20 protein-coding genes are annotated in these 24,135 nt (G+C 38.7%); 14 read left to right on the forward strand and 6 right to left on the reverse strand.

Annotated elements, in window-relative coordinates; genetic code table 11:
• The first annotated feature begins 148 nt into the window (after positions 1-148).
• Complete coding sequence (locus MSG66_RS03975; RefSeq protein WP_324652451.1) at positions 149-1,102, forward strand: DUF6160 family protein; 954 nt, start codon at positions 149-151, stop codon at positions 1,100-1,102.
• A 78-nt stretch (positions 1,103-1,180) separates the two neighbouring features.
• Here MSG66_RS03975 and MSG66_RS03980 read toward each other — a convergent pair whose 3' ends face one another.
• A complete protein-coding gene (locus MSG66_RS03980; protein ID WP_004641525.1) occupies positions 1,181-2,125 on the reverse strand; it encodes a tRNA dihydrouridine synthase in 945 nt (314 codons plus the stop codon).
• An 85-nt stretch (positions 2,126-2,210) separates the two neighbouring features.
• Positions 2,211-3,020, reverse strand: a complete 810-nt coding sequence (locus MSG66_RS03985) for a cytochrome C assembly family protein (RefSeq protein ID WP_133975114.1) — start codon at positions 3,018-3,020, stop codon at positions 2,211-2,213.
• Positions 3,021-3,160: 140 nt separating this feature from the next.
• Here MSG66_RS03985 and ffh point away from each other — a divergent pair, with 140 nt between their 5' ends.
• Complete coding sequence (gene ffh, locus MSG66_RS03990; protein ID WP_075431239.1) at positions 3,161-4,576, forward strand: signal recognition particle protein; 1,416 nt, start codon at positions 3,161-3,163, stop codon at positions 4,574-4,576.
• A gap of 49 nt (positions 4,577-4,625) precedes the next feature.
• Here ffh and MSG66_RS03995 read toward each other — a convergent pair whose 3' ends face one another.
• Positions 4,626-5,360, reverse strand: a complete 735-nt coding sequence (locus tag MSG66_RS03995) for a pantothenate kinase (RefSeq protein WP_324652455.1) — start codon at positions 5,358-5,360, stop codon at positions 4,626-4,628.
• Positions 5,361-5,374: 14 nt separating this feature from the next.
• Positions 5,375-6,127 (reverse strand): biotin--[acetyl-CoA-carboxylase] ligase, encoded by a 753-nt coding sequence (locus MSG66_RS04000; RefSeq protein WP_324652457.1) that lies wholly within the window; start codon positions 6,125-6,127, stop codon positions 5,375-5,377.
• 30 nt (positions 6,128-6,157) lie between these two features.
• Here MSG66_RS04000 and MSG66_RS04005 point away from each other — a divergent pair, with 30 nt between their 5' ends.
• From MSG66_RS04005 to MSG66_RS04035, 7 genes are all read left to right on the forward strand, one after another.
• The gene (locus MSG66_RS04005; RefSeq protein WP_133975108.1) at positions 6,158-6,961 is read left to right on the forward strand and encodes a sulfite exporter TauE/SafE family protein; all 804 of its coding nucleotides are present in this window, start codon (positions 6,158-6,160) and stop codon (positions 6,959-6,961) included.
• Positions 6,962-7,217: 256 nt separating this feature from the next.
• Positions 7,218-7,913 (forward strand): GntR family transcriptional regulator, encoded by a 696-nt coding sequence (locus MSG66_RS04010; protein WP_042896883.1) that lies wholly within the window; start codon positions 7,218-7,220, stop codon positions 7,911-7,913.
• A gap of 10 nt (positions 7,914-7,923) precedes the next feature.
• Entirely contained in the window at positions 7,924-11,373 is a 3,450-nt protein-coding gene (smc, locus tag MSG66_RS04015) for a chromosome segregation protein SMC (RefSeq protein ID WP_324652460.1), read from the forward strand.
• A 1-nt stretch (position 11,374) separates the two neighbouring features.
• The gene (locus MSG66_RS04020; RefSeq protein ID WP_324652462.1) at positions 11,375-12,415 is read left to right on the forward strand and encodes a cell division protein ZipA C-terminal FtsZ-binding domain-containing protein; all 1,041 of its coding nucleotides are present in this window, start codon (positions 11,375-11,377) and stop codon (positions 12,413-12,415) included.
• 94 nt (positions 12,416-12,509) lie between these two features.
• Positions 12,510-14,549 carry an NAD-dependent DNA ligase LigA gene (gene ligA, locus MSG66_RS04025; protein ID WP_324652464.1) on the forward strand — a complete coding sequence of 680 codons (2,040 nt, stop codon included), beginning with the start codon at positions 12,510-12,512 and terminating at the stop codon, positions 14,547-14,549.
• A gap of 251 nt (positions 14,550-14,800) precedes the next feature.
• Positions 14,801-15,265, forward strand: a complete 465-nt coding sequence (gene ftn, locus MSG66_RS04030; protein ID WP_001214863.1) for a heteropolymeric bacterioferritin subunit Ftn — start codon at positions 14,801-14,803, stop codon at positions 15,263-15,265.
• A 290-nt stretch (positions 15,266-15,555) separates the two neighbouring features.
• Positions 15,556-16,749: an MFS transporter gene (locus MSG66_RS04035; RefSeq protein ID WP_324652518.1), complete on the forward strand. Its 1,194-nt coding sequence runs from the start codon at positions 15,556-15,558 to the stop codon at positions 16,747-16,749.
• A 69-nt stretch (positions 16,750-16,818) separates the two neighbouring features.
• On the opposite strand, the gene MSG66_RS04040 is transcribed toward MSG66_RS04035, so the two are convergent.
• Together MSG66_RS04040 and otsB are read right to left on the reverse strand one after the other, a co-directional pair.
• Positions 16,819-18,252, reverse strand: a complete 1,434-nt coding sequence (locus MSG66_RS04040) for an alpha,alpha-trehalose-phosphate synthase (UDP-forming) (RefSeq protein ID WP_324652466.1) — start codon at positions 18,250-18,252, stop codon at positions 16,819-16,821.
• Positions 18,240-19,091: a trehalose-phosphatase gene (otsB, locus tag MSG66_RS04045; protein ID WP_324652468.1), complete on the reverse strand. Its 852-nt coding sequence runs from the start codon at positions 19,089-19,091 to the stop codon at positions 18,240-18,242. The genes MSG66_RS04040 and otsB overlap by 13 nt, the downstream gene beginning before the upstream one ends.
• 356 nt (positions 19,092-19,447) lie before the next feature.
• Here otsB and MSG66_RS04050 point away from each other — a divergent pair, with 356 nt between their 5' ends.
• The 5 genes from MSG66_RS04050 to bioD all read left to right on the forward strand — a co-directional run bounded on the left by MSG66_RS04050 (position 19,448) and on the right by bioD (position 24,103).
• Entirely contained in the window at positions 19,448-20,179 is a 732-nt protein-coding gene (locus tag MSG66_RS04050) for a hydrolase (RefSeq protein ID WP_324652470.1), read from the forward strand.
• Positions 20,180-20,272: 93 nt separating this feature from the next.
• Entirely contained in the window at positions 20,273-21,553 is a 1,281-nt protein-coding gene (gene bioA / locus MSG66_RS04055) for an adenosylmethionine--8-amino-7-oxononanoate transaminase (protein WP_324652472.1), read from the forward strand.
• 1 nt (position 21,554) lies between these two features.
• Positions 21,555-22,712: an 8-amino-7-oxononanoate synthase gene (locus MSG66_RS04060; RefSeq protein ID WP_324652474.1), complete on the forward strand. Its 1,158-nt coding sequence runs from the start codon at positions 21,555-21,557 to the stop codon at positions 22,710-22,712.
• Positions 22,709-23,458, forward strand: a complete 750-nt coding sequence (gene bioC, locus MSG66_RS04065; RefSeq protein ID WP_324652476.1) for a malonyl-ACP O-methyltransferase BioC — start codon at positions 22,709-22,711, stop codon at positions 23,456-23,458. The genes MSG66_RS04060 and bioC overlap by 4 nt, the downstream gene beginning before the upstream one ends.
• Positions 23,459-24,103 (forward strand): dethiobiotin synthase, encoded by a 645-nt coding sequence (gene bioD, locus MSG66_RS04070; protein WP_324652478.1) that lies wholly within the window; start codon positions 23,459-23,461, stop codon positions 24,101-24,103.
• Positions 24,104-24,135 lie beyond the last annotated feature (32 nt).

The following is a 24,135-nucleotide window of genomic DNA, read 5'->3' on the forward strand; positions in this document are numbered from 1 at the left end:
CGATTATCGTCACTTTTTTATATAAATTTTATTTTAGTGTGATTGGATTTACATTCGTCGGGTTATAGGGATAATTGCTTTGTACTTGAATATTATTCTGATAGTCTGAACAAATAATAAGCGTTTGTCTCTTAAGGATTAGAGCGACATGAAGAATAAAAATATAGGGTGCTGGTTGTTACTTGCCAGTAGTTCAAGTGTTTTTGCAATGCAGCCTTTGGATGATCAAAGTCTTGCGGCAACGACAGGCCAAAATGGCCTAACTTTAGGTATTCAAGCCGATAAAGTTAAATTTAATCAAGTCGCTCTGATTGATACAAACGGTATTGCCTCAACTTCGTATAATAGTAAGGCTGGCTTTGTCATTGCAGGGAATTCTACGAATCCAGTTCCTGGCATAGAGTTTATTAAAGCTGCTGTATCTAGTAATCCTTCTTTTAATATCGTAATGGATACTGATGCAGGTGGTGGAAATCCTTTTTTAAATTTAGCTGTATCTATGGGGAGTGATGTAAATGGTATTCGACTTTTACCATTTTCAGTCTATATGGCTCCAAGTGCATCTTTATCTAGTCCATCCGATTATGCATTAACGAGTTATGCACCAAAATCAATTTTTAGTTCGGGAACAACCGTAAATACCGGCGTAAAAGAAATCATTCGTTCTACTGGTAATCTAGATATTAACTTTATACAAACCAATAAACCTCGTTTAAATATTCAGCTTGGCCATGCTGCTCAATCAGTAATGGTTAAATTTGGTGGGGCAATTCAATCTGTTTGTTCTGCTGCTGCGGGTTGTCCAATTACTTTAGTGTCCGATAATACGGGCGCTACATTCGGATTTAAATTTGCTGGCACAAATACCTCAACAGGTTTTGTGCTTGATGGTTTTTATGCAGGGGTTGATCCAACTGGTTTAACTTTTGGGAATAACGGCGTGTCGAGTAAGTTCGATGCTTCACTTAACAATGTCACTTTAGGAAATATGGGAACCCAAAGTACAACGACATTTAATAATTTGCCTAATGGTTCTATGGGGAGTTTTGGTATTACTGGGGCGTCAGTGACTGACTTAAAAATGAAAGTCAGTGGCTTTTAGAAAAAATAATAACTTAACCTGAAATATGAAAGAGGGCGGTTGTGAAAACAATCGCCCTCTTTTTATAACTATATTGAGTTAAATGTTTTCTGATCTGGTGTGTTCTAACTGTTGAACAATTTCATCCAAAGCTTTAATACGTTTCACTTGATCCCATAAGTTTTTAGCTTGTGGGTAGGCTTTAGTCATCATCCCTAACCATTGTTTATAACGACCAACCATACCAATTTCTGTTTTTGCTTGACCGTTTAAAAAGCGAATTTGCAAATCAACAAGTTGTTCCCAACTGAATAATGCCTCATTCATATTTTCACGAATGCATTGTGTTAAATCTGGGGTAGTCACAGCACCACGCCCAATCATTAAATCTTCGCAGCCAGATTGTTGCTGGCAAGCTCTAGCATCTGCATTGCTCCAGATTTCACCGTTGGCAATTACATTAATTTTTAATGCTTCTTTAATGGGAAGAATTTTTTCCCAATAAGCAGGCGGCGTATAACCATCTGCTTTAGTACGAGCGTGAACTGTCAACCAACTTGCACCCGCATCTTCAACAGCATGGGCATTTTCCATGGTGTGATTTTCATCGAGATAACCTAAACGCATCTTTGCTGAAACAGGAATATGCGGAGGTACTGCATCCCTAACTGCTTTAATTAACATATGTACAACATCGGGTTCATCAAGAAGAACAGAGCCGCCTCGGTGTCGGTTTACAGTTTTTGCTGGACAACCGAAATTTAGATCAATTGCTGGCGCACCAAGCTCAACAACTTTCGCTGCATTTGCTGCAAGCATATCGGGATTGTTACCTAAGAACTGAACATGGACAGGTGTACCAGCTGCTGTTTTACCGTCATTTTTTAATTCTGGACAAAAACTATAGTAAATATGGTCTGGTAAAATGCTGTCTGTAACTCGAATAAACTCGGTCACACACCAGTCGAAATGACCAACAGATGTGAGTGTATCCCGCATGATCGGGTCAGTTAAACCTTCCATTGGAGCGAGTATGAGTTTCACAGTCTGTGGCCACCTGAGCAAAAAGAAAACAGCGTTATACGGGATATGTATAACGCTGTCTAGTATCGATGAAATTTTAATTTATTTAACGACCCAAGATCATTTCAAGCACAAATTTACTACCAATAAAACCAATCGCTAAAAGTACAAAGCCGATTAACGTAAAACGAATAGCTTTCTGACCTCGCCATCCGAGTTTGTAATGGCCGATCAATAATGATCCGTAGATAAACCAGGAAATAATACTAAATACGGTTTTATGAGCGAGATGCTGTGCAAAGAAGCTATCGACAGTTAAGAAACCAAAAGCGAGTGCAATTGTTAATAAAATGAACCCAGTAATAATGAGGTCAAATAACAAAGACTCCATCGCCTGAATTGATGGCAGTAAATTGACCCAAAAGCGTTTTTTTTGTTTCTTTTTGAGTTCACGATTTTGGAACCAGAGCAAAATAGCGTGAATGGTTGCCATCAGTAAAACTGCATAGGCTGATAAAGAAAGAATGATATGGGTATCAAGGCCTAGGGAATGTTGCTCAATAAATTGATCAGGTCGGCTGAATCCAAAACCTAAAATAAGACCAATAGCCGCTACAGGAATGCCTAACAAGTTTAACGGTACAATGGGCCGAAAAATACTAAAAATTAAACTTAACAGCAACATAAGCCACGATGTAAAAGATACTAAATTAAAAACATCGTAGTTAATTCCGGCTGGTGTCAGCATGGCATGGCATAGAACTGTACCGTGCAACAGGAGTGCCAAAGTCGCAACAAGAGCAAATAACCATGGGTTTGGTTCACGTTTTGACATTAAACGAATGAACAGATACCAGAAAGAAGTGGTATATGCGATGAGTGCCAAAATTGTGTAAACCAAGGGGAGGCTAATCATGTCAAACCTTTTTCAGGATTAATTCATCTATATAAGATATAAATTCGCTGCGAACTAAAGTATCCTATAGCATTCTATGCATAAATTTTCTATTTCGAGAAAGATTTTTTTGCAACTAGCCATTTTAAGCGGATTTTGCAATGTTTGATACCTTAACAGAACGACTCACACAGAGTTTAAGAAATGTTACTGGCTCAGGGCAGCTGACCGAAGACAATATTAAAGATACCTTACGTGAAGTACGTATGGCACTTCTTGAAGCCGATGTCGCGTTACCTGTAACTCGTGAATTTATCGCGAAAGTTAAGGAAGAGGCATTGGGCCAAGAAGTGATGACTCAGTTATCACCAGGCCAGGCATTTGTAAAAATTGTCTATGACGAACTCACCAAGATGATGGGCGAGGCGAATGAAACACTTGATTTAAGTGCTAAGCCTCCCGTTGTTGTATTACTTGCTGGTTTACAAGGTGCGGGTAAAACGACAACTGCCGCTAAGTTGGCACGTTTCTTAAAAGAACGTCAAAAGAAAAAAGTAATGACGGTTTCTGCCGACGTTTACCGTCCAGCAGCGATCAAGCAGTTAGAAACTGTGTCAGCAGAAGTTGGTGCAGGCTTTATTCCTTCAGATGCTTCTGAAAAGCCAATTGATATTGTAAATCGTGCAATTGAACAGGCAAAAATCCAATTTGCTGATGTCTTGATTGTCGATACAGCAGGTCGTTTACATGTCGATGAAGACATGATGGACGAAATTAAAGCATTACATGCAGCTGTTAAGCCGACCGAAACTTTGTTTGTGGTTGATGCCATGACAGGTCAGGATGCGGCGAACACAGCTAAAGCCTTTAATGATGCATTGGCTCTTACAGGTGTCATCCTCACTAAAACTGATGGTGATGCACGTGGTGGTGCGGCGCTTTCAGTTCGTGCAATTACCGGTAAGCCAATCAAGTTCTTGGGTATGGGTGAAAAACTCGATGCTTTAGAACCATTCCATCCGGATCGTGTTGCCCAACGTATTTTAGGTATGGGTGACGTACTTTCTTTAGTCGAAGAAGTTGAACGTAAAATCGACAAAGAAAAAGCCGAAAAAATGGCTAAAAAATTGCAAAAAGGCGGCAGCTTCAATTTTGAAGATATGCTGATGCAATTTGAGCAAATGAATAAAATGGGCGGCATGATGGGCTTCTTGGATAAGTTGCCTGGCATGAGCGGTGCAGGAATTCAGCAAGCGATTGAGCAAGCGAATCCTGAAAAACAGGTCAAGAAAATGGAAGCCATTATCCAGTCTATGACCGTTAAAGAACGCCGTAATCCGGACCTTATGAACCCAAGCCGTAAAAAACGTATTGCTGCGGGTTGTGGAATGGATGTTGCTGAAGTGAACAAACTCATTAAGCAACAAGCACAAATGGCTAAAATGATGAAGAAATTTGCGAATCCATCGGGTATGAGCAAAATGATGCGTTCATTAGGCAATATGCAAAAACAATTTGGCGGCGGCGGTGGTGGCGGAATGGGTCCACTCTTTGGCAACAATGACCAAAAGAAATAAACTTATAAAATAAAAGGCGCATATAGCGCCTTTTATTTTGTCCTATATTTTAGTCTTTAGGATAATGAGCAATATATTGTTGTAAGCCTTTGAGCAAAAGATCTGTTTCTACAACAGGATCATATTTTTTCAAGAACTTGGCAAAAACAAATGCATCCCCACCCGTAAGAAGCAGTTTTTTCGGAGATTGCTGCATAATATATTCGATAGTACTAATAAGGCCTAACAAAATACCGTGATGGACTGCATCTACGGTGTTATTGCCAGGGTTTAGATTATCAAAAGCTGAGTCTGGAATTTTAATGCCTTTTGTATTTTGAATGAGTGCATCGCGCTGCAGATAAAGGTTGGGTAAAATGTACCCGCCTAAATGTTGTTTGCCTTGCGTTAAATCAATCGTTAAGGCTGTTCCACATCCAATAATACAATAGTTTTCATTAGCCTGAGCCACAGCGAGTACTTGTAACCAACGGTCAATCCCGAGCTGACTCGGTACCTCATAGCCACACTTTAACTCAGCATATTCAGCATGAACCTTTGCAAAAACAACTGGAATTTCAAGCCATTTTAGAATTTGCTCAATACGCTGATTATTTTCGCTATCTAAGACTGATGACACCCCAATACGATGCAGTCCTTGATGCTTAAAGTGTTGAATTAACCCAAGTAACAAATCGGCAGGAGACTGTAAATGCAGTTCTGCGGCATGCTCAATAATTTGCTGATTTTCAGTAATCCAATATTTTAAACGGGTGTTTCCGATATCAAGCCATAAACTTTTCATGGAGAAACACCCGTTTATTGATTAGTTTGTGGTCTTAAACGACCTTGATAAAACTGTTGAGGCTCTGGCGTTTCAAGTATGACGGCGCCATCATTAGAAATTCCAACAAAACGGCCTTCTACTAATCCTTGGCTATGTTCAAATTGCACGAATTGATTAATCCATGCAGCATGATGATTAAAACGACCTGCCAAGTTGTAGCAACCGTGATCAAACCAGCGAGCTGCATTTTGAATAGCGACATATAGCTCTGAAATGAGTTCAAGGCGGTTGTTTTGCTCTAAACCTAAGTCTTCTAAAGAGGTAATTGGCTGGTCACTGTCGGTTACTGGTGGCGTTTTTAAATTAATGCCCACACCTACAATAGCCTGATGTTGGGAAAGTGGCTCAACTAAAATTCCACCCCATTTACCCTGCGCACTATACAAATCATTTGGCCATTTCACTTGTAATCTTAGCGTCTGTAATTGCGGGATTTGTAAAATATTTAGAGCAACTTCAAGTGCTAAACGACCATCTAAGGGTGTTCGAGTTTGCACCAATGTGCTTAAATAAATGTTCCCTTCAGGCGAAATCCATTGCCGTTGATGTTGACCTCGCCCTTGAGTTTGTTGAGCACTGCAAACCAAGCCTGTTGTAATGCCTTTTTGGGCAATTTCACGAATATCATCATTGGTCGAAGTTGTGGTTGCTTTTAATAAAACCACTTCTGGAAGTTGGTTTTTTGCGTTTAAAAGTTGTTGTAATTGGCGAGTCTCTAAATCCATGTCGAATATGAGCAGAGTGGTAAAACATTTATGGAGTTAATCATATATTTACTCATTGGCGCAATTGCTGGTTTTACTGCCGGATTGTTTGGTGTTGGTGGTGGTTTAATTATTGTACCAATCCTCTATGTCGTTTTTACCCAATTACACTATGACCCAGCAGTGATCATGCACATTGCAGTAGGAACTTCACTTGCAACCATTATCGTGACGTCTTTTAGTTCGGTGTCGGCTCACCATAAAAAAGGAGCAGTACTCTGGCCTGTTTTTCGTAATTTAGCGCCCGGACTGATTATTGGTTCATTTTTGGGTGCTGGTATTGCAGACCTGATGTCTGGTCAACATTTGCAACTCCTGATTGGTATTTTTGCCGTTTTTATGGCTTATCGTATGTTTAAGGGTGCTCATGTTATGGTTGATCCAAACAGCAAGCTTCCTTCGACATCAATGCAATTTATGGCTGGTGGTGGTATTGGAGTTGCTTCAGCAATTTTTGGAATTGGGGGCGGTAGCCTAACCGTACCGTATTTGAACCGCCATGGCGTCGTTATGCAAAAAGCAGTCGCAACTTCTGCTGCTTGTGGTTTACCCATTGCAATTGCGGGCGCAATTGGCTTCATGTGGTTTGGTGCAAAAGAACAAATTTCAGTACCTAACACGATTGGTTATGTGCACATCTATGCTTTTATCGGCATTAGTGTTATGAGTTTTATTACAGCCAAGTTTGGAGCAAAAGTCGCTCATGCATTGTCACCGCAAATGTTAAAAAAATGCTTTGCCTGTTTGTTAGTCGTGGTGGGTAGTTATTTTATTTACAAAGGGATTACACACTAAAGAATAAAATATTAATCTGGCCAATACTCCAATGTAAGAGCTTGAATTTTTAGAAATTCGAGTTTTTTTTATTAAATAATATAAGCACATTCGAGGTTTTTATTCATCCGATTTTGGTGTTGTTTTTAAATGGGTTGGCTTAAAATGCAATGAAATTGTCAGACAATGACATAGTTTTTAATCGATGGGATCAGTTAAAAACAAGGATGCGAAAGAAAAGCATGGATTAATGCATATAAAAAGTAGCGGGTGATTTATGAATCTCGAAGAGACAGAAAGTCTTTCTGAGCAAATTGTCAAATATATTAGCGAACAGATCATTAGTGGCGAGCTGGTTGAAGGTGAGCGTATTCAAGAGCTACGTATTGCTAAAGAGCTTGACGTGAGCCGAGGATCAGTTCGCGAAGCATTGTTATTATTAGAGCGTACTCATTTAATTGAGATCTTTCCACGCCGTGGGGCAATTGTTTCAGAAATGTCTGCACAGCAGGTTAAAGCACTGTTTGACACAAATATGATGTTATTGGGGCATATTGTTCAACGAATAAGTGAAACATGGCGCGCCCATGAAGCAGACCAATTACAGTTATTATTAGAACAACTTCTTGAGCATGTAAAAGCGGGTGATATCGAAAAATTTTATGATGGTGTTTTCCAATATCTAGCTGAACAGCAAGATATGGTCGGAAATCCTTATCTAATGAAGTTCTATAAAGAGCTGTTGCCTTCATTACGTCGTAGCTATTTTTTGACCTTAAATACCTCTAAGCGGGAACTACAAGAAGCATTTGCTTTATTTAAACTCGTGACTGATGCAATTTTGATCCGAAAATCACAACAAGCCGCTTTATTTATGGAAGATTTTTGTCGACACTTACGCAACCTTGTGTTGGAATCGCTGACACGAATGAAACAGATTGAATTGGCTTGGGCAAGACGCTCACGCCGCTAGTTAGGGCATTATGCGTTTAAGCAGTTTAAAACTTTCCGGCTTTAAATCTTTTGCAGATAGTACAACTTTAAATTTTAAGGCTAACCGCACAGCAGTGGTTGGTCCAAATGGTTGTGGCAAATCAAATGTAATTGACGCCATTCGTTGGGTGATGGGTGAATCAAATGCTCGTCAACTGCGTGGTGGTAGCATGCAAGATGTTATTTTCACAGGTACAGCCAAGCGTAAGCCTGTTGGCGTGGCCAGTGTAGAGCTTCGTTTTGATAATACTTATGGCAAGTTAGGTGGATCCTATAATGCTTATAATGAGTTAGCTGTTCGTCGTCAGGTTACCCGTGAAGGTAAGTCAGAATATTTTTTAAATGGCACACGTTGCCGCCGTCGTGATATTACCGATATTTTCTTAGGAACAGGATTGGGGCCACGTTCTTATGCGGTGATTGAACAAGGCATGATTAACCGTCTGGTTGAGGCAAAACCAGAAGAAATGCGCATCTTTATTGAAGAGGCTGCTGGTGTTTCTCGCTATCAGGCACGTCGCCGTGAAACTTTGCAACACCTTGAACATACAGTGCAAAATCTTTCACGTTTAGAAGATATTGCCCTAGAGTTAAAATCGCAGCTTAAGACGCTTAAGCGCCAATCGGAAGCGGCTGTTCAATATAAAAATTTAGAAAGTCAGATCCGCACCTTAAAAATTGAAATTTTGTCTTTTCAGGCAGATAAAAGCGTACGCTTACAAGAAGAATATACAGTTCAAATGAGTGAGTTGGGCGAGACCTTTAAATTGGTTCGTTCAGAGTTAAGTACCATTGAGCATGATTTAGAAGCGACCAGTGCTTTATTTCAGCGTTTAATTCAGCAATCTTCACCATTGCAACAAGTATGGCAACAAGCCGAAAAGAAACTGTCTGAACTGAAAATGACTCTGGAACAAAAACAGAGTTTATACCAGCAAAACAGTACGACTCTGGTTCAATTAGAACAGCAAAAATTCCAAACTAAAGAGCGTTTACAGCTTTCCGAATTACAGCTTGAAACGTTGAATAATCAGTTAGATGAAAAAACTGAAGCCTTAACTGCAATTGAACATACTGCCACTGAAGCCGAGCAAAACTTTGCTGATTTACAAGCACAACAGCGACAAGCACAGCAACAGTTTGAGCAGATAAAGTCTCAAGTTGAAAAACAGCAGCAGCAAAAAATGCAGATGTCTGCTCAAATTGAACAATTGGGTAAAAATGTTTTAAGAATTGAGCAGCAAAAAGAAACCTTACAACATCAAGCAAACCAGATCCAATCGCATGTTCATGAAGATGAGCAGGGTGAACTTGAACAATTACAAAAGCAGCTTTGCAGTGAAATTACGGCGCTTGAAGCTGAAATTGAGCGGTTATCACAGCATTTGGAGCAGTCCCAACAGCAACATCAAGCAAGTAAAAATCAGCAGCAAATTCTGAAAACAGAAATACAGGTTTTGTTATCTGAACAGAAAAATTTAAATCAGCTTGTTGCTAAGCAAAGTCCGAAACAACATCAAGATACGCTACGTTTAATGCAGGCTTTGCAGTTAACAGAACAAGGTAAACCACATGCGCAGATTATTGAAAAATTTTTAGCAAAATGGTTACAAGCTCATATTCTTGAGACCGAACAAGCTTTTCAAGAAGGTATTTCACGTCAATTAAAGCCATCAGAGCAAACTGGCGAATTTGTGGTCGGTCTACCTTGCTTAAATGAATGGATTGCATCTCCAATACTATCAATCTTTTCGAATGTGGCTATTGCAGAAAATTTGACTCAAGCATTGAATGCACAAAAAGAATTAAAATATGGGCAGTCTATTCTGACTTTAGATGGTTATCATGTCGGACAGGATTGGGTCATTGCTCTTATGTATGATGACGAGAGTCAGAGCGCCCAAGGCATGCTCAGTCATCGCATTCGTCTAGATGAAATTGAACAAGCACTTGAAAAACAGCAACCCGAATTACAAGCATTAGATCAAATTTTAGTTCAGCAAAAAGATGATTTAGGGCAGTTGCAGACTGACGTGCAACAGAAGCAGCAAGTTGTTAAACAGAAACAAAAAGACTTACAACAGCTTGATGTGCAAATTGCTAAACAGCAAACAGCGGCACAAGCATTTTTACTGCAAAAACAGCAATTAAAAGATCAGCTAGCTCAGTTAGATATGCAGCTTGAAGAAGATGCAATGCAAAAAGATGATCTCGAAATTGATTTACATGCACTAGCCATCAAACTTGAAACCATTTTACCTGACTATAAAACTTTGCAATTTCGGGTAGAAGAGTTAACAGAGCAGCTAGAAGAACAACAACAAGCCCTGCAACATCAGCAACAGGAACGCGAAATTTTACGCCGTAATAGTACGCAAACGACTCAACAGATTGAGTTGCTTGAAAAAGATATTTCATTTTTACAAAGCCAATATCAGCAAATTGTGGCACAAATGGAACAGGCGAAAAAATTTGTTGATCCAATTCAATTAGAGTTGCCAAATCTTGAGTCAGAATTTCAGCAACAATTTGCTCAAACTGAAAAATTGCAAAAGAATTGGAATGAATGGCAGCTTGAATTAAATAGTGTGCAGGAAAAACAACAAACACTGACTGATCAGCGTCATCAATATCAACAAAAAGATGAACAACTCAGAGAACAACTTGAAGCAAAACGTTTGGCATGGCAAGCTGCTAAGTCTGATCGTGAACATTATCAGGAACAGCTTAAAGAATTAAATGCCGAGATTCAGAGCGGCCTACAAATTGATTTAGCTCAACATCAACAAAAGTTAGAAAAAGCTCAGCAGCAATTTGAAAAAATAGGTGCAGTTAACCTTGCTGCATCTCAAGAGTTTGAAGAAGTCTCTCAACGCTTTGATGAGTTGAGTCACCAAATGCAAGATTTAGAAAATACGGTGACTCAATTAAAAGATGCGATGAAAAGTATTGATCAGGAAACGCGTAAGTTATTTATGACAACCTTCGATCAAATTAATGAAGAGTTGCAAAATCTGTTTCCAAAGGTCTTTAATGGTGGTGAAGCAAGTTTAAGCCTTGAAGATGACTGGCAATCCGGTGTTAAGCTTATGGCAAGACCACCGGGTAAGAAAAACAGTTCTCTAGCATTACTTTCCGGTGGAGAGAAGGCTTTAACAGCATTAGCATTGGTATTTGCTATTTTTAGATTAAATCCGGCCCCGTTCTGTGTATTAGATGAAGTGGACGCTCCACTCGATGATGCGAATGTTCAGAGATATTGTAATTTGGTAAAAGAGCTTTCTGAACATGTACAATTCATTTACATTACACATAATAAGCTGGCGATGACCATGGCAACTGATTTGTTAGGTGTGACCATGCCTGAACCGGGTACATCAAAATTAGTCACTGTCGATTTAGAACAGGCAAAAGAATACGGGTTAGTTTCGGAGTCATAGAATGGAAATCAATACGATTATTGGCATCGTTGTTGCCATTGTTATTATGCTAATTGGCTTAAAAATGATTTTAAAAAAGCCAAACCACGCTGAACCCTCATTAGACAGTGATTTACATATTAATCCTGATAGTAATCAACCAGTTATACCTCGTCATGTGCGAGATCAGCTTGAGCAGACTGAAGCAGAAGTTGCATCGACTACTGTTGCAGAACGGGTAGAGCCGACTTTAAATGAGTCAGTACAACCACAAGTCAGTGAAACAAAACAAACAGAAATATCAGCTGTAGAACCAGCTACAACAACTCCATTAGAGCAAACTCAAGCATTGGTTGAAAAGGCTTCTGAAGACGAAATCAAATCTGAAAAAGCTGTAATAAGCTCTACCATTAACGCTGATAGTTCAGTTGAATTAGCTGATACAGTTTCGGTTAAATCAGAAGTTGGAACTTTGTCAGCAGAAAACTTGGAGCCTGAGAGTGAAAAGGCTGAGTTGAGTTTGAATCCAAATATTGAAACTGCCGAAATTGCTGAATTTGAAGGCGAGAGTAATATTCTGGATGTTCATTTACATGAACAGCAACGTTATGATGATGAAAGTGCATTAGCGGTGGCGGAACAGATTATTGCGTTAAATGTCTATCCGAACCCTCGTCGCGCATTGTCTGGCGATAAAGCACTTAAAGTATTGTTAAAATATGGTTTACGTTATGGCGAAATGTCATGTTTCCATCGCTATGAAAATACTGATGAGCCGAGCGTACTTATGTTTTCAGTACTGCGCATGACAGACAATGGACCAGCTGGGTTTGATCTTGAAACCTTATCTAGTGAACAAGTTCAAGGGTTGGCATTCTTCCTTGCGCTTCCAAACAGTAAAGCGGTTACTGGTTTTGACATGATGGCGAGTATTGCCGGTTTAATTGCTCGCGAAATTGACGGCAAAGTTTATGATGAAAATAATCTTGAATTTACACCACAGTTAAAAGAGCACTGGCGTCATCATGTGATTGATTATCGTCCGGCACATGCGACTGCCTAGTTTTAATTTTTTACGTTCGTTGCGATAATTGCAACCAATCTAGTCGCAGCTCAGGGTGGAGAAATTTCCACCCTTTTTTATGGTGAATAACATAATGGCAACAACTTCCGTGATCGAACAGATGCGTCAGCTTATTCAACTGATTGCAAAGCATAACCATGCCTATTACGTCATGGATCAGCCGACAATCTCGGACAGTGAATATGATCATTTATTTCACCAGCTAAAAGCTTTAGAAGAGCAATATCCTGACCTTGTTCAATCAGATTCACCCACAACAAAAGTAGGTGGTCAGGCACTCTCTAAATTTCAAAGTGTGACCCATGTAGTGCCTATGCTTTCTTTGGGAAATGTTTTTAATCAGGAAGATTTATTTGCATTTGCACGCCGTGTCGAAGAGCGCCTACCTAATCAAAAAGTACAATACGAAGTAGAATTAAAACTTGATGGCCTTGCGATTTCACTTTGGTACGAAAATGGCATGCTAACACGCGGGATTACACGCGGTGATGGTGAAACTGGAGAAGACATTACCCAAAATGTCAAAACCATTCGTAATTTACCTAAAGTATTACATTCAGATCATTTTAAAATTCCACGCCTGCTTGAAGTGCGCGGTGAAGTGCTCATGCCAAAGTCTGGCTTTGAAAAACTCAATGCCGATCAGGAAGCAAAAGGCGATAAAACGTTTGCGAACCCACGTAATGCAGCAGCTGGTAGTTTAAGACAGCTCGATCCAAATATTGCTGCTGGCAGACCCTTAGCATTTTATGCGTATGGTATTGCTCAGTGTGAACCGAATCATGGCTTAACCACTATGCATGATAGCCTGCAATGGCTAACACAACTTGGATTTGAAATTGCTGAACGTCAATATTTGTGTAATTCAATTCAAGAAGTACAGCAGCGCTATGAGCAAATTCAGCAAGAGCGTCCCGATTTACAAGTTGAAATTGATGGGATGGTTGTAAAGGTTGATGATTTAAAACAACAACAACAACTTGGTTTCTTAAGTCGTGAACCACGTTGGGCAACTGCCTATAAATTCCCTGCACAAGCAGCCTTAACTACTGTCGAGCAAATTGACTGGCAAGTAGGACGTACGGGAACTTTAACCCCTGTAGCACGTCTAAACCCAGTTTTTGTTGGTGGTGTGACTGTTTCTAATGTGACCTTACACAACATTGGTGAAATTCATCGTCTTGATGTACGTGTTGGCGATACGGTGAGTGTTTACCGTACCGGCGATGTTATTCCTAAAGTTGAAAAGGTCTGGCCAGAATTCCGCCCGGCAGAAGCAGAAATTGTGCATTTACCTGAAAACTGTCCTGTTTGTGCATCGCCAGTTGTAATGCCTGAAGGGGAAGCTTTGGCACGTTGTTCTGGTGGTCTTTATTGTGCTGCTCAGCGAATTGAAGCAATTCGCCATTTTGTATCACGTAAGGCTTTAGATATTGAAGGTTTAGGCGATCGTTGGGTGGAGTCTTTATTACACCTTGATTTACTCAAAGATGTTGCTGACATCTACCATTTACATGAGCACCGAGAAACTTTGCTTGGGATCGAGAAGATGGGCGAGAAGTCGGTACAAAATCTGATGGATGCCATCGAAGCCAGTAAAAAGACAACTCTTGCTCGTTTTATTTATGCTTTAGGAATTCGTGGGGTAGGTGAAACTACTGCCAGAATGTTGGCAAATACTTTCCAAACTTTAGAAGCCCTAAAAGCTGCCGATGTTGAAGCTTTAAAGAAAACACCGGATGTAGGCGATATTACCGCAGAGTGGATTGCTGACTTTTTCTTGGCGCCTCATAACCTTGAAGTGCTTGATCGCTTAATTGCAGCAGGAATTCATTGGGATGCACCGACCGCACCAACACGCCAGCCATTAAATGGCGAGAGTTGGGTTTTAACAGGCACACTAGAGCAAATGACACGTGATCAGGCGACCCAAATGCTACAAGCGTTAGGTGCACGCGTGAGCGGCAGTGTGTCGAGTAAAACCAAGTGTGTTGTCGCGGGTGAGAAAGCGGGATCAAAATTAGAAAAAGCTGCAAAGCTTGGTGTTTCGGTCATGAATGAAACAGATTTCTTATCACTTATGGCGAGCTATGGGCAGACTTTAAGCGAATGACAGTAGCGAAATAAGAACCATTGATTTTAGTTACAAATTAATAAACTGATGGTTTTAGACGTATTTAAACGCTTGACGGAAATTATAAATCAGTCAAGCGTTTCTTTTTGAAGGGGAAATTCAAATAACTTAAACTGCAAATGCGTATGTTTCTCATTTTAATTTGATAAAAATCATAAACTTAACTATTTTTCACTTTGCAATCATTTTTAAGATTGCCCATAATAGCCTCATACGATAGGAGATTTATTATGCGTGGCAATCCAGAAGTCATAGACTATTTAAATATGCTCATTGGCGGAGAGTTGGCTGCCCGTGATCAATATTTAATCCATTCTCGTATGTATGAAGATTGGGGTTTGAACAAAATTTATGAGCGTATCGACCATGAGATGCAAGAAGAAGCTTCTCATGCTGATGCGATTATTCGCCGCGTATTGTTTTTAGGCGCCAAACCAAACATGCATCGTGAAGACATTAATGTCGGTACAGACGTTGTTTCTTGTTTAAAAGCAGACTTGGCACTTGAATATCACGTTCGTGAAAAATTAGCGACAGGCATCAAACTCTGTGAAGAGAAGGGTGATTACATTAGCCGTGATATGTTACGTCAACAATTATCTGATACTGAAGAAGATCATACGTACTGGCTAGAAAAGCAATTACGTTTAATTGAGCTCATTGGCTTACAAAACTATATTCAATCTCAAATTTAATTATAGAAGACCCAGCACTAGCTGGGTTTTTTATGCGATATTTTTTATATTCAATTCAAATTTATAAAAACTATTTTTGTCAAAATGAACATATTCAAAGCCTTACTACATAAGGCTTTAGCAGTTACAAAAAAGTCAGAAAAATTGTATCACACCCCCTGTTTTTTTTATGAAATTGGATATAATTTCGCCAACAAAACCCTTGCCTAGAAACTTCATGAGGCAAGGGTTTTTCTATGGAAAATCGGTTGGTATGGATCGCCAATGATTTTATGGTGAGCTCGCAAAATATGTTATTTACCAAACCTGCTGTTTTAGATACAGCTACTCTCTTAAGCACACAACGTCTAGCAACACGACTCAGCTTTTTTAGCTTGGGTTTTGCGACGGCAGCTTGGGCGCCATTGATTCCTTTTGCACAGCAGCGTTTAAACCTGAATCATGCAGATTTTGGTTTACTTCTCTTGTGCATGGGTATTGGGTCAATGATTGCTATGCCTGCTACAGGCGCTCTTGTAAAACGTTGGGGATGTCGTCCATTAATTGCTGTGGCATTAATGCTGTTAATGATGTTGTTGCCTAGCCTGACGATGTGGAACAGCATTGTAACGATGGCTGTGGCGCTATTTATTTTTGGTTCGGCAGCAGGATGTCTTGGGGTAGCTATAAATCTACAAGCCGTAGTTGTTGAAAAACATAGCTTGCGTGCATTGATGTCTAGTTTCCATGGAATGTGTAGTCTAGGTGGCTTAACAGGGGCAATGCTCGTAACTGCTTTATTGGCAGTAGGTCTTTCTCCTTTAATGAGTACGTTGTCTGTTGTAATGATTTTGCTTGTGATTGGTGCAGTTGCAATCCCTTCTTGTTTAACGTCTTTTGAACAAGATGAAAAACCGCACGTGGACACTACTGTTGCACCGAAAAAAAACTACCGACCTAACGGGATTATTGTTCTCATTGGCATGATGTGTTTTATAGCCTTTTTATCAGAAGGCGCGGCAATGGATTGGGGCGGTATTTATTTGACGAGCAAATATCAGCTTAACCCTGCTTTTGCTGGATTGGCATATACCTTTTTTGCACTTAGCATGACGACTGGTCGTTTTACAGGTCATATCTTGCTTAAACAATTGGGCGAAAAATCCATCGTGACCTATAGTGCGATTGTTGCAGCAATAGGTATGGCTGTGATTGTTACTGCACCTGTTTGGCAGGTAGTAATACTGGGTTATGCGCTTTTAGGATTAGGCTGTTCTAATATTGTGCCAGTCATGTTTTCTCGAGTAGGTCGACAAAACGTTATGCCTAAGGCAGCAGCACTTTCCTTAGTATCAACCATTGCCTATACAGGTTCATTAACTGGACCGGCTTTAATTGGTTTAATAGGTGAATGGACCAGTTTAGGTGCTGTTTTATCAGGTGTAGCAATTTTGTTGTCTATCATTGCCTTACTTAACCGTTTTACAATAATAAAAACGAGTTAACTTATAAATTGTCATATCCCTATAAGTGAACATCGAGAAATCTGGTTTCTCGATGTTCTTTATCCAATTTTATAAAACCTGATAGATAGATTGATATTTGTCTTGTAATGCCCGTTGTGGTTTCATGATTGAACTCGAGGAATGTTCTAGATCATTCAGGAAGTTATTACGCCAATGAGTAAGATCAGCAACAGACAAACCTTCTATTAATTGTTGGTAACGATTAATACGTTCAGCTTTCGGCATTTCTAAAGCTATTTTTAAAGTATCGATCATTGCAACTCTATCTTGCGGGTCAACAATTAGGGCCTGAGTCATCTGCTCAGCAGCACCCGCATATTTAGATAAAATCAGAACTCCAGGGTTCTCTGGATCTTGAGCTGCGATATATTCTTTTGCTACCAAGTTCATACCATCGCGTAGTGAACTAATCCAGCAAATATCAGAATGGCGATAAATATGCATGAGACTATGGTGTTGAACCGTGTCATAACAGCAATCTACTGGTCTCCAGTCCTCATGTGCAAACTCTTCATTAATCAGTTCCAGCTTCGCTTTAAAACGTTGGTATAAGCGCTGATAAGCGGGAATATCTGTACGAGATGGTGTTGCAATTTGAATATGTCGAACAAGGCCATGATATTCAGGATTGGTCTCTAGAAAAGTTGCAAATGCATTGAAACGTTCAAGTAGACCTTTTGAATAATCAATTCGATCCACTCCAATAATTGTTTTTTGACGAGGTATTTCCTCGAAATTAAACACAGAAGGAGCAGACAAATCTTGCTGAGCTTGCTTTTGAATAAGCTCCGGTTGAACACCAATTGGATAAGATTTAATTAATATCCGACGTTTCTTATAGCTAATACTGTCACGTTGAATTTTCTGAGCTTCAAGTAAATTAACACATGTTTGCATACATGCATTTTGATCAGTCTGGGTTTGTAAACCGATCACATCATATTGGCTCAAGTCTTGAATGAGTTCTAAAGCTACTGGAATTTTGCGCCAAATATTGAGGCTTGCAAAAGGAATATGGAGAAAAAAACCGATCTTATTTTGCATGCCTAACTCACGGCAGTAACGCGCTACACTAAAGAAGTGATAATCGTGTACCCAAATAAGATCTTCAGGCTGAGCAAGCTGTTTTAACTTTTCAGCGAATAATCGATTGACCTTTTGATAGGTATTATATTCTTGAGCATCATACTCAATAAGGTCTTCACGAGCATGCATTGCTGGCCACAAAACCTTATTTGCAAAACCACAATAATATTGCGCGTATTGCTGGTGAGTAAGAGGGCAGGTAATGTAATCGATTCCCTGAGAATAGGCCTGTTCAAATTCTGGCGCTTCACTATCGGTAATTTGCTGCCCATTCCAGCCCAACCAAATACCATTACTATCGTTCAAGGCATCTTGCACTGCTACAGCAAGACCACCTGCTGATGCTTTACCTGAAGGCATACTTATTCTATTTGATAATACAATTAATTTAGACATATTTGTTCTCCATACTGATTTTGACTATTTTTGACATATAATTTTTTTATTCTGTCTTGAAATAAAAAAAGAAAAAAAGCAACGGTATTAATATCTTCTAATCTATATTTAGCTTCTGTTTTACCTGAACCTACTTTAATGGTAAGGCCATTCTGTTGATTAATAAAATTAAAGCCAGATTCATCAGTTAAATCATCACCAATAAAAATTGGATATACTAATGGTAAATTAAGATGTTTTAATATAGTTTGAATTGCTTTACCTTTGTCAGCTTGTTTAGGTATTAATTCAACTACACATTTTCCTTTATTTATTTTTAATTGAGGATAGAAATATTTAATTTTTTTCATAATATAAATAGCTTGCTCTTCTAAATCTGGGTTTTTTCGATAGTGTAAAGCAATAGAATGTCCTTTATCCTCAATGAGAAAATCTGGATATATTTGGCAAGCTTGTTTAATGTCTTCTTTTAACTTTTTAAAATTAATATCACTTAAATCTGGACGTAAATAGGTATCTGAGCCGAAATAGATATCAAGCCCATGTAAACCGGCTACCGGAATTTCAACAGGCTGTAGTAGCTTACGAGCTGTTTCGATATCACGACCGGTAACAGCAATAACAGGTATATTTAATTGAGTTATTTCTTTTATAATTTCTAAGGTAGAGGTAGGAATAAAACTCTGCTCAGGATTAATTTGAAAAGAGGCTAGAGTCCCATCAATATCTAAAAATAAGCAGAATTTTTTTTCTGTAGGAATAGTTTTAATAATATCATCTGGTGTAACAAAATATGTGTCTTTTCCTTTCTCCTTAGATAATATATTTTGACCTTTCATTTTAGTCTACCTATTAACTTTTAATTAATATTTAAAGTTCTATCATTAAAATGAATTGATGAGTCATTTTTTTTAATAAAAAAACATAAGTCTTAACATTAATTACATTGCATAATGGATTTATAGGTGAAGTGTGGAGTATGTTGTTTTTTGATGAGCTTCAATGTTTAGATAATTAAATTTTTGTATGTTTCCTATTAATAATGCAGTTATTACTTATCAATGTATTTCAGAATATTAATTAGGTATAAATACTTGATTTTAATCTTGATAATTTGTTTTTTATATTGATTTTAAAGGATATTTTAAATTGATATTAATATATAATCTTTATAAAACTAGCTCTGGGCAAGCATATGAAGTTACAAAATAAAATTTTATTGATTACAGGCTGGGGTGTAGGAATTGAACCTCTGCAATCACTAAAATTGCATTTGCAACAGAAGGGTTGTGATGTACAACTTATTAATATATTTGATGTTTTAAATAGTAGCTTCCAGAAACAGCTTAATTTATTGAATGATGTAGATACTGTAATTGGATGGTCTTTAGGAGGTCAGCTAGCGACTCACTTAGTTGATTCTTTTTATAAGAGCACTGGCCTAACAAAAACTTTAATTACACTCGCTTCTAATCCATGTTTTGTTGCCAATAACACGTGGCAAACTGCAATGCCTGCGGATGTATTTGATCTGTTTAAAAAGTCTTTTTTACAAAATCCTGAAGCGACCTTAAAACGTTTTTATTATTTAATTACTCAAGGGTCAGTACAAGCTAAAAAAGATTGGCTGAACATGCAAAATATAGCAAACCCGCCCCCATATGAGTTGTTATTACAAGGATTAGAAATGTTAGAGCATTTAAACTTGGTAGATAACTTAAAAAATTACTCTGGTCCGCAGCTTCATTTATTTGCAGAGCAAGATGGTGTCATTCCTTGCAAAATTGAGGAAAATTTTGCACATATCGCGACAGAAAAGATGAAATACAAAGTATTAAATGAAGCTACTCATGCTTTTCCATATCTACAAGTAGAACGAACAATAGAAGAAATCTGCCAATTTTTAACAATTCATCAGCAAAGTTAATCAGCTTTGATTGATATCGCAATTTTCTTTCATTCTTAACAGGTTTAACATGTGTTCAATGAAAGATTTGAACGCTGTAAAAGGGTAAATAGGATGACCGATAATTTTGATTTGGAACATATTTGGCATCCTTATACTTCAATGACCCAACCTTTACCAACATTTAAAGTTAAACGTGCGTATGGCGCGACTATTGAGTTAGATGATGGAAGGACTTTAATTGATGGTATGTCATCTTGGTGGTGTGCGATTCACGGTTATAACCACCCTGAACTCAATCAGGCAGTAACCGATCAATTACAAAACATGTCCCATATTATGTTTGGTGGACTAACTCATGATCCAGCCATTGAACTTGGAAAAATTCTTTTAAAAATTACCCCGCCAAGTCTCGATAAAATTTTTTATGCAGATTCAGGTTCGGTTGCAGTAGAAGTTGCCTTGAAAATGGCAGTGCAATTTTGGAATGCACAAGGTCAACCACGCAAAACAAATTTTATTACCACACGTTCCGGTTACCATGGGGATACATGGAATGCGATGTCGGTGTGTGATCCAGTTACAGGCATGCATCAGATTTTTGGTACAAGCTTACCCAATCGTCTTTTTGTTGCAGCGCCACAAACCAAATTTCATGAAGAGTGGAATCCACAAGATATTGCAGAATTAGAACAAGCCATTCAGCAAAATCATGAGCATCTTGCTGCTTTAATTATTGAGCCGATTGTACAGGGTGCAGGCGGCATGCGTTTTTATCATCCTGAATATTTACGTCAGGCTAAAGCACTTTGTGAACAATATAATTTGTTATTAATTTTTGACGAAATTGCGACAGGCTTTGGCCGCACTGGTAAGCTTTTTGCGTGGGAACATGCGCAAGTTGAACCGGACATTATGTGTATAGGTAAAGGGCTAACAGGCGGTTATATGACATTGTCTGCTACCTTAACCACAAAGCATGTTGCCGAGACCATTAGTCGGGGTGAGGCTGGCGTATTTATGCATGGTCCAACCTTTATGGCGAATCCGCTTGCTTGTGCTGTTGCCTTAAAAAGTACGCAATTATTAATTGAGCAAGATTGGCAAGCCAATATTGAGCGAATTGAGCAACAGCTTATTCAGTATTTAACACCGCTTAATCAGCTAGATTATGTTGCTGATGTGAGAGTACTTGGTGCAATAGGTGTAGTTGAACTCACTTTTAATGTTGATATGAAAACATTGCAGAAAGAGTTTGTTGACCGTGGAATCTGGATTCGTCCTTTTGGCAAGCTGGTGTATGTCATGCCACCTTATGTAATCACTCATCAAGAACTAAGCAATTTGCTTGAACAGTTAGTTGAAGTTGTTAAAACGATGCAAGGAGTGCATTAAAATGATATTGCTTGATCATTTTGCTACTCAATTGGATGAACTAAAACAGCAAGGTAACTTCAGACAATTTACCCAAAATGTGCAGCAAGGTCGTTTTATTACAATTCAAAATAAAACGATGCTGAACTTGGCATCCAATGATTATCTTGGCCTAGCTGCGGATGTAAAACTTCGTGAAGAGTTTTTAGACAGTTTTCCAGTTGAGCGTAGCTATTTTAGTTCTTCATCATCACGTCTATTAACGGGTAATTTTGAAGAATATGAACAATTAGAAAATAGCCTAAGCAAAGCATTTGGTGGTCGTGCGGCACTATTATTTAATAGTGGCTATCACATGAATATTGGTATTTTGCCTGCTGTTGCTGACAGTAAAACATTAATTTTGGCTGATAAGCTGGTTCATGCCAGCATGATCGATGGTATACGTTTATCGGGGGCGCAGTATGTACGTTATCGCCATAATGATTTACAGCATTTAGAGCAACTTTTGCAAAAATATCACGACGATGACAAGGTTGAACGCATTATTGTGGTGACTGAAAGTATTTTTAGTATGGATGGTGATGAAACGGATCTAGCCGCTTTAGTCCAGCTCAAAAAACGTTTTGCTAAAACCATGCTGTATGTTGATGAAGCGCATTCAATTGGTGTGCGCGGTCAGCAAGGGTTGGGATGTGCTGAACAATACAATGTCATTCAAGATATTGATTTTTTAGTGGGGACATTAGGTAAAGCATTAGCAGCAGTCGGTGGTTACATTATTTGTCACCCAATTATTAAAGATTATCTCATTAATAAAATGCGCCCACTTATTTTCAGTACCGCTCAACCGCCGATTGTGATGGCTTGGGCAAACTTTGCATTCCAAAAAGTCTTACAAGCTCAATCGCAACGTGAGCATCTACAAAATATTAGTCAATATCTTCAGCATGCTGTTGTACAAAAAGGCTATGTGAGTCCATCAACCAGCCATATTATTCCAATTATTGTGGGACAAAGTCAGGCTGCAATTGAAAAGGCGAAACAGGTCCAAGAAAATGGTTTCTATGCCATGCCAGTACGCCCACCAACAGTCCCTCAAAATAGTTCTCGTTTGCGTATTTCTTTAACATCAATGGTACAGCAGCATGAACTTGAAGCACTGGTGAGTTTCCTGTGAGTTTAAACAAAGACTTAGTTGCCCAACGTTTTGCTAAAGCAGGGCAAAGCTATTCAGAACATGCAATTGTTCAAAAACAAATTTGCCAAAATTTAACAGGCTTATTAGAGCAATTTTGCCCTAATATTTTGTCGCGCGTTTTTGAAATTGGTTGTGGTTCTGGCAATTTAACTCGTCTTATTAATACATCTTTTCAAATTGAAGAATTGATTTTAAATGACTTGTATGCAGATGTGCAGCAGCACTTTATCCCCCAAGAAAGTTTAAAATGGTTGATTGGTGATATTGAAACTTTAACGTTTCCACAGCATCTCGACATGATCGTTTCAGGTTCAGCTTTACAATGGATGCAGGATTTACCTCGTGTACTTCAACATTGTCATGCTGCTTTAAATGGAAAAGGCTGGTTATGTTTTTCAACTTTTGGGCCAAGAAACTTAATCGAGATTAAAGAATTAACAGGTCAAGGTTTAAGTTATTGGTCTATTGAAAATTGGAATAATGCCTTAACTCAGGCGGGTTTTGAGGTTCTGCATTTGTGTGAGTCAGAAGCCCAGCTCTATTTCGATTCACCTAAAGCTGTATTGCAGCATTTAAAAGCAACAGGTGTAACTGCAACTGCACGGCATCGTTGGAACAAGCAGACCTTACAACAGTTTTATCAAGATTATGATCGGTTTAAGCATGCCGAGGGATATTCCTTAACATATCATCCGATCTATTGTATTGCCCGGAGAATGAAGTAAATGAGTGGTCAGATCTATTTTGTGAGTGGGATTGATACCGACATTGGTAAAACCTACGCTACAGGTTTTTTAGCAAAATTATGGACTGAGCAGGGTAAAAAAGTGATTACCCAAAAACTCATTCAGACGGGTAATGTTGATATTTCTGAAGATATTGAAAAGCATCGTGAAATTATGGGGCAGGGATGGTTTCAGGAAGATCATGATAAGCTCACCATGCCGGAAATTTTTAGTTATCCTGCTTCGCCTCATCTGGCAACACGCCTAGATAACAGAGAAATTGACTTTCAAAAAATTGAAAATGCAACTCAAACATTAGCTGAGCGTTTTGATATTGTTTTACTCGAAGGCGCAGGTGGATTAATGGTGCCATTAACTACCAGTTTACTCACCATTGACTATGTTGCTCAGCATCAGTTCTCCGTTATTTTAGTGACATCTGGTCGTTTAGGAAGTATTAACCATACTTTACTGAGTCTTGAAGCACTCAAGTCTCGTGGTCTGAAATTGAAAGCTTTGGTTTATAACTTAAAAGATGAATCAAAAGATTCATTAATTTCTCAAGATACTTCAAATTATTTGAAAAATTATCTAGCAACTCACTTTCCGGAAGCTGAATGGATTGAGTTGGCAAAGATGGATTAAAGCTAAAAACAACAATAAAAAAACCGCTCTTC

The organism is Acinetobacter sp. IK31 (assembly GCF_035615195.1).
GTDB classification, from domain to species: domain Bacteria; phylum Pseudomonadota; class Gammaproteobacteria; order Pseudomonadales; family Moraxellaceae; genus Acinetobacter; species Acinetobacter calcoaceticus_C.

Excerpts from the sequence above, each read along its gene's own strand:
- MSG66_RS03975 (WP_324652451.1), top strand. The coding sequence starts at position 149 with ATGAAGAATAAAAATATAGGGTGCTGGTTGTTACTTGCCAGTAGTTCA.
- MSG66_RS03985 (WP_133975114.1), bottom strand. The coding sequence starts at position 3,020 with ATGATTAGCCTCCCCTTGGTTTACACAATTTTGGCACTCATCGCATAT.
- ffh (WP_075431239.1), top strand. The coding sequence starts at position 3,161 with ATGTTTGATACCTTAACAGAACGACTCACACAGAGTTTAAGAAATGTT.
- MSG66_RS03995 (WP_324652455.1), bottom strand. The coding sequence starts at position 5,360 with ATGAAAAGTTTATGGCTTGATATCGGAAACACCCGTTTAAAATATTGG.
- MSG66_RS04000 (WP_324652457.1), bottom strand. The coding sequence starts at position 6,127 with ATGGATTTAGAGACTCGCCAATTACAACAACTTTTAAACGCAAAAAAC.
- MSG66_RS04005 (WP_133975108.1), top strand. The coding sequence starts at position 6,158 with ATGGAGTTAATCATATATTTACTCATTGGCGCAATTGCTGGTTTTACT.
- MSG66_RS04010 (WP_042896883.1), top strand. The coding sequence starts at position 7,218 with ATGAATCTCGAAGAGACAGAAAGTCTTTCTGAGCAAATTGTCAAATAT.
- smc (WP_324652460.1), top strand. The coding sequence starts at position 7,924 with ATGCGTTTAAGCAGTTTAAAACTTTCCGGCTTTAAATCTTTTGCAGAT.
- MSG66_RS04020 (WP_324652462.1), top strand. The coding sequence starts at position 11,375 with ATGGAAATCAATACGATTATTGGCATCGTTGTTGCCATTGTTATTATG.
- ligA (WP_324652464.1), top strand. The coding sequence starts at position 12,510 with ATGGCAACAACTTCCGTGATCGAACAGATGCGTCAGCTTATTCAACTG.
- ftn (WP_001214863.1), top strand. The coding sequence starts at position 14,801 with ATGCGTGGCAATCCAGAAGTCATAGACTATTTAAATATGCTCATTGGC.
- MSG66_RS04035 (WP_324652518.1), top strand. The coding sequence starts at position 15,556 with ATGTTATTTACCAAACCTGCTGTTTTAGATACAGCTACTCTCTTAAGC.
- MSG66_RS04040 (WP_324652466.1), bottom strand. The coding sequence starts at position 18,252 with ATGTCTAAATTAATTGTATTATCAAATAGAATAAGTATGCCTTCAGGT.
- otsB (WP_324652468.1), bottom strand. The coding sequence starts at position 19,091 with ATGAAAGGTCAAAATATATTATCTAAGGAGAAAGGAAAAGACACATAT.
- MSG66_RS04050 (WP_324652470.1), top strand. The coding sequence starts at position 19,448 with ATGAAGTTACAAAATAAAATTTTATTGATTACAGGCTGGGGTGTAGGA.
- bioA (WP_324652472.1), top strand. The coding sequence starts at position 20,273 with ATGACCGATAATTTTGATTTGGAACATATTTGGCATCCTTATACTTCA.
- MSG66_RS04060 (WP_324652474.1), top strand. The coding sequence starts at position 21,555 with ATGATATTGCTTGATCATTTTGCTACTCAATTGGATGAACTAAAACAG.
- bioD (WP_324652478.1), top strand. The coding sequence starts at position 23,459 with ATGAGTGGTCAGATCTATTTTGTGAGTGGGATTGATACCGACATTGGT.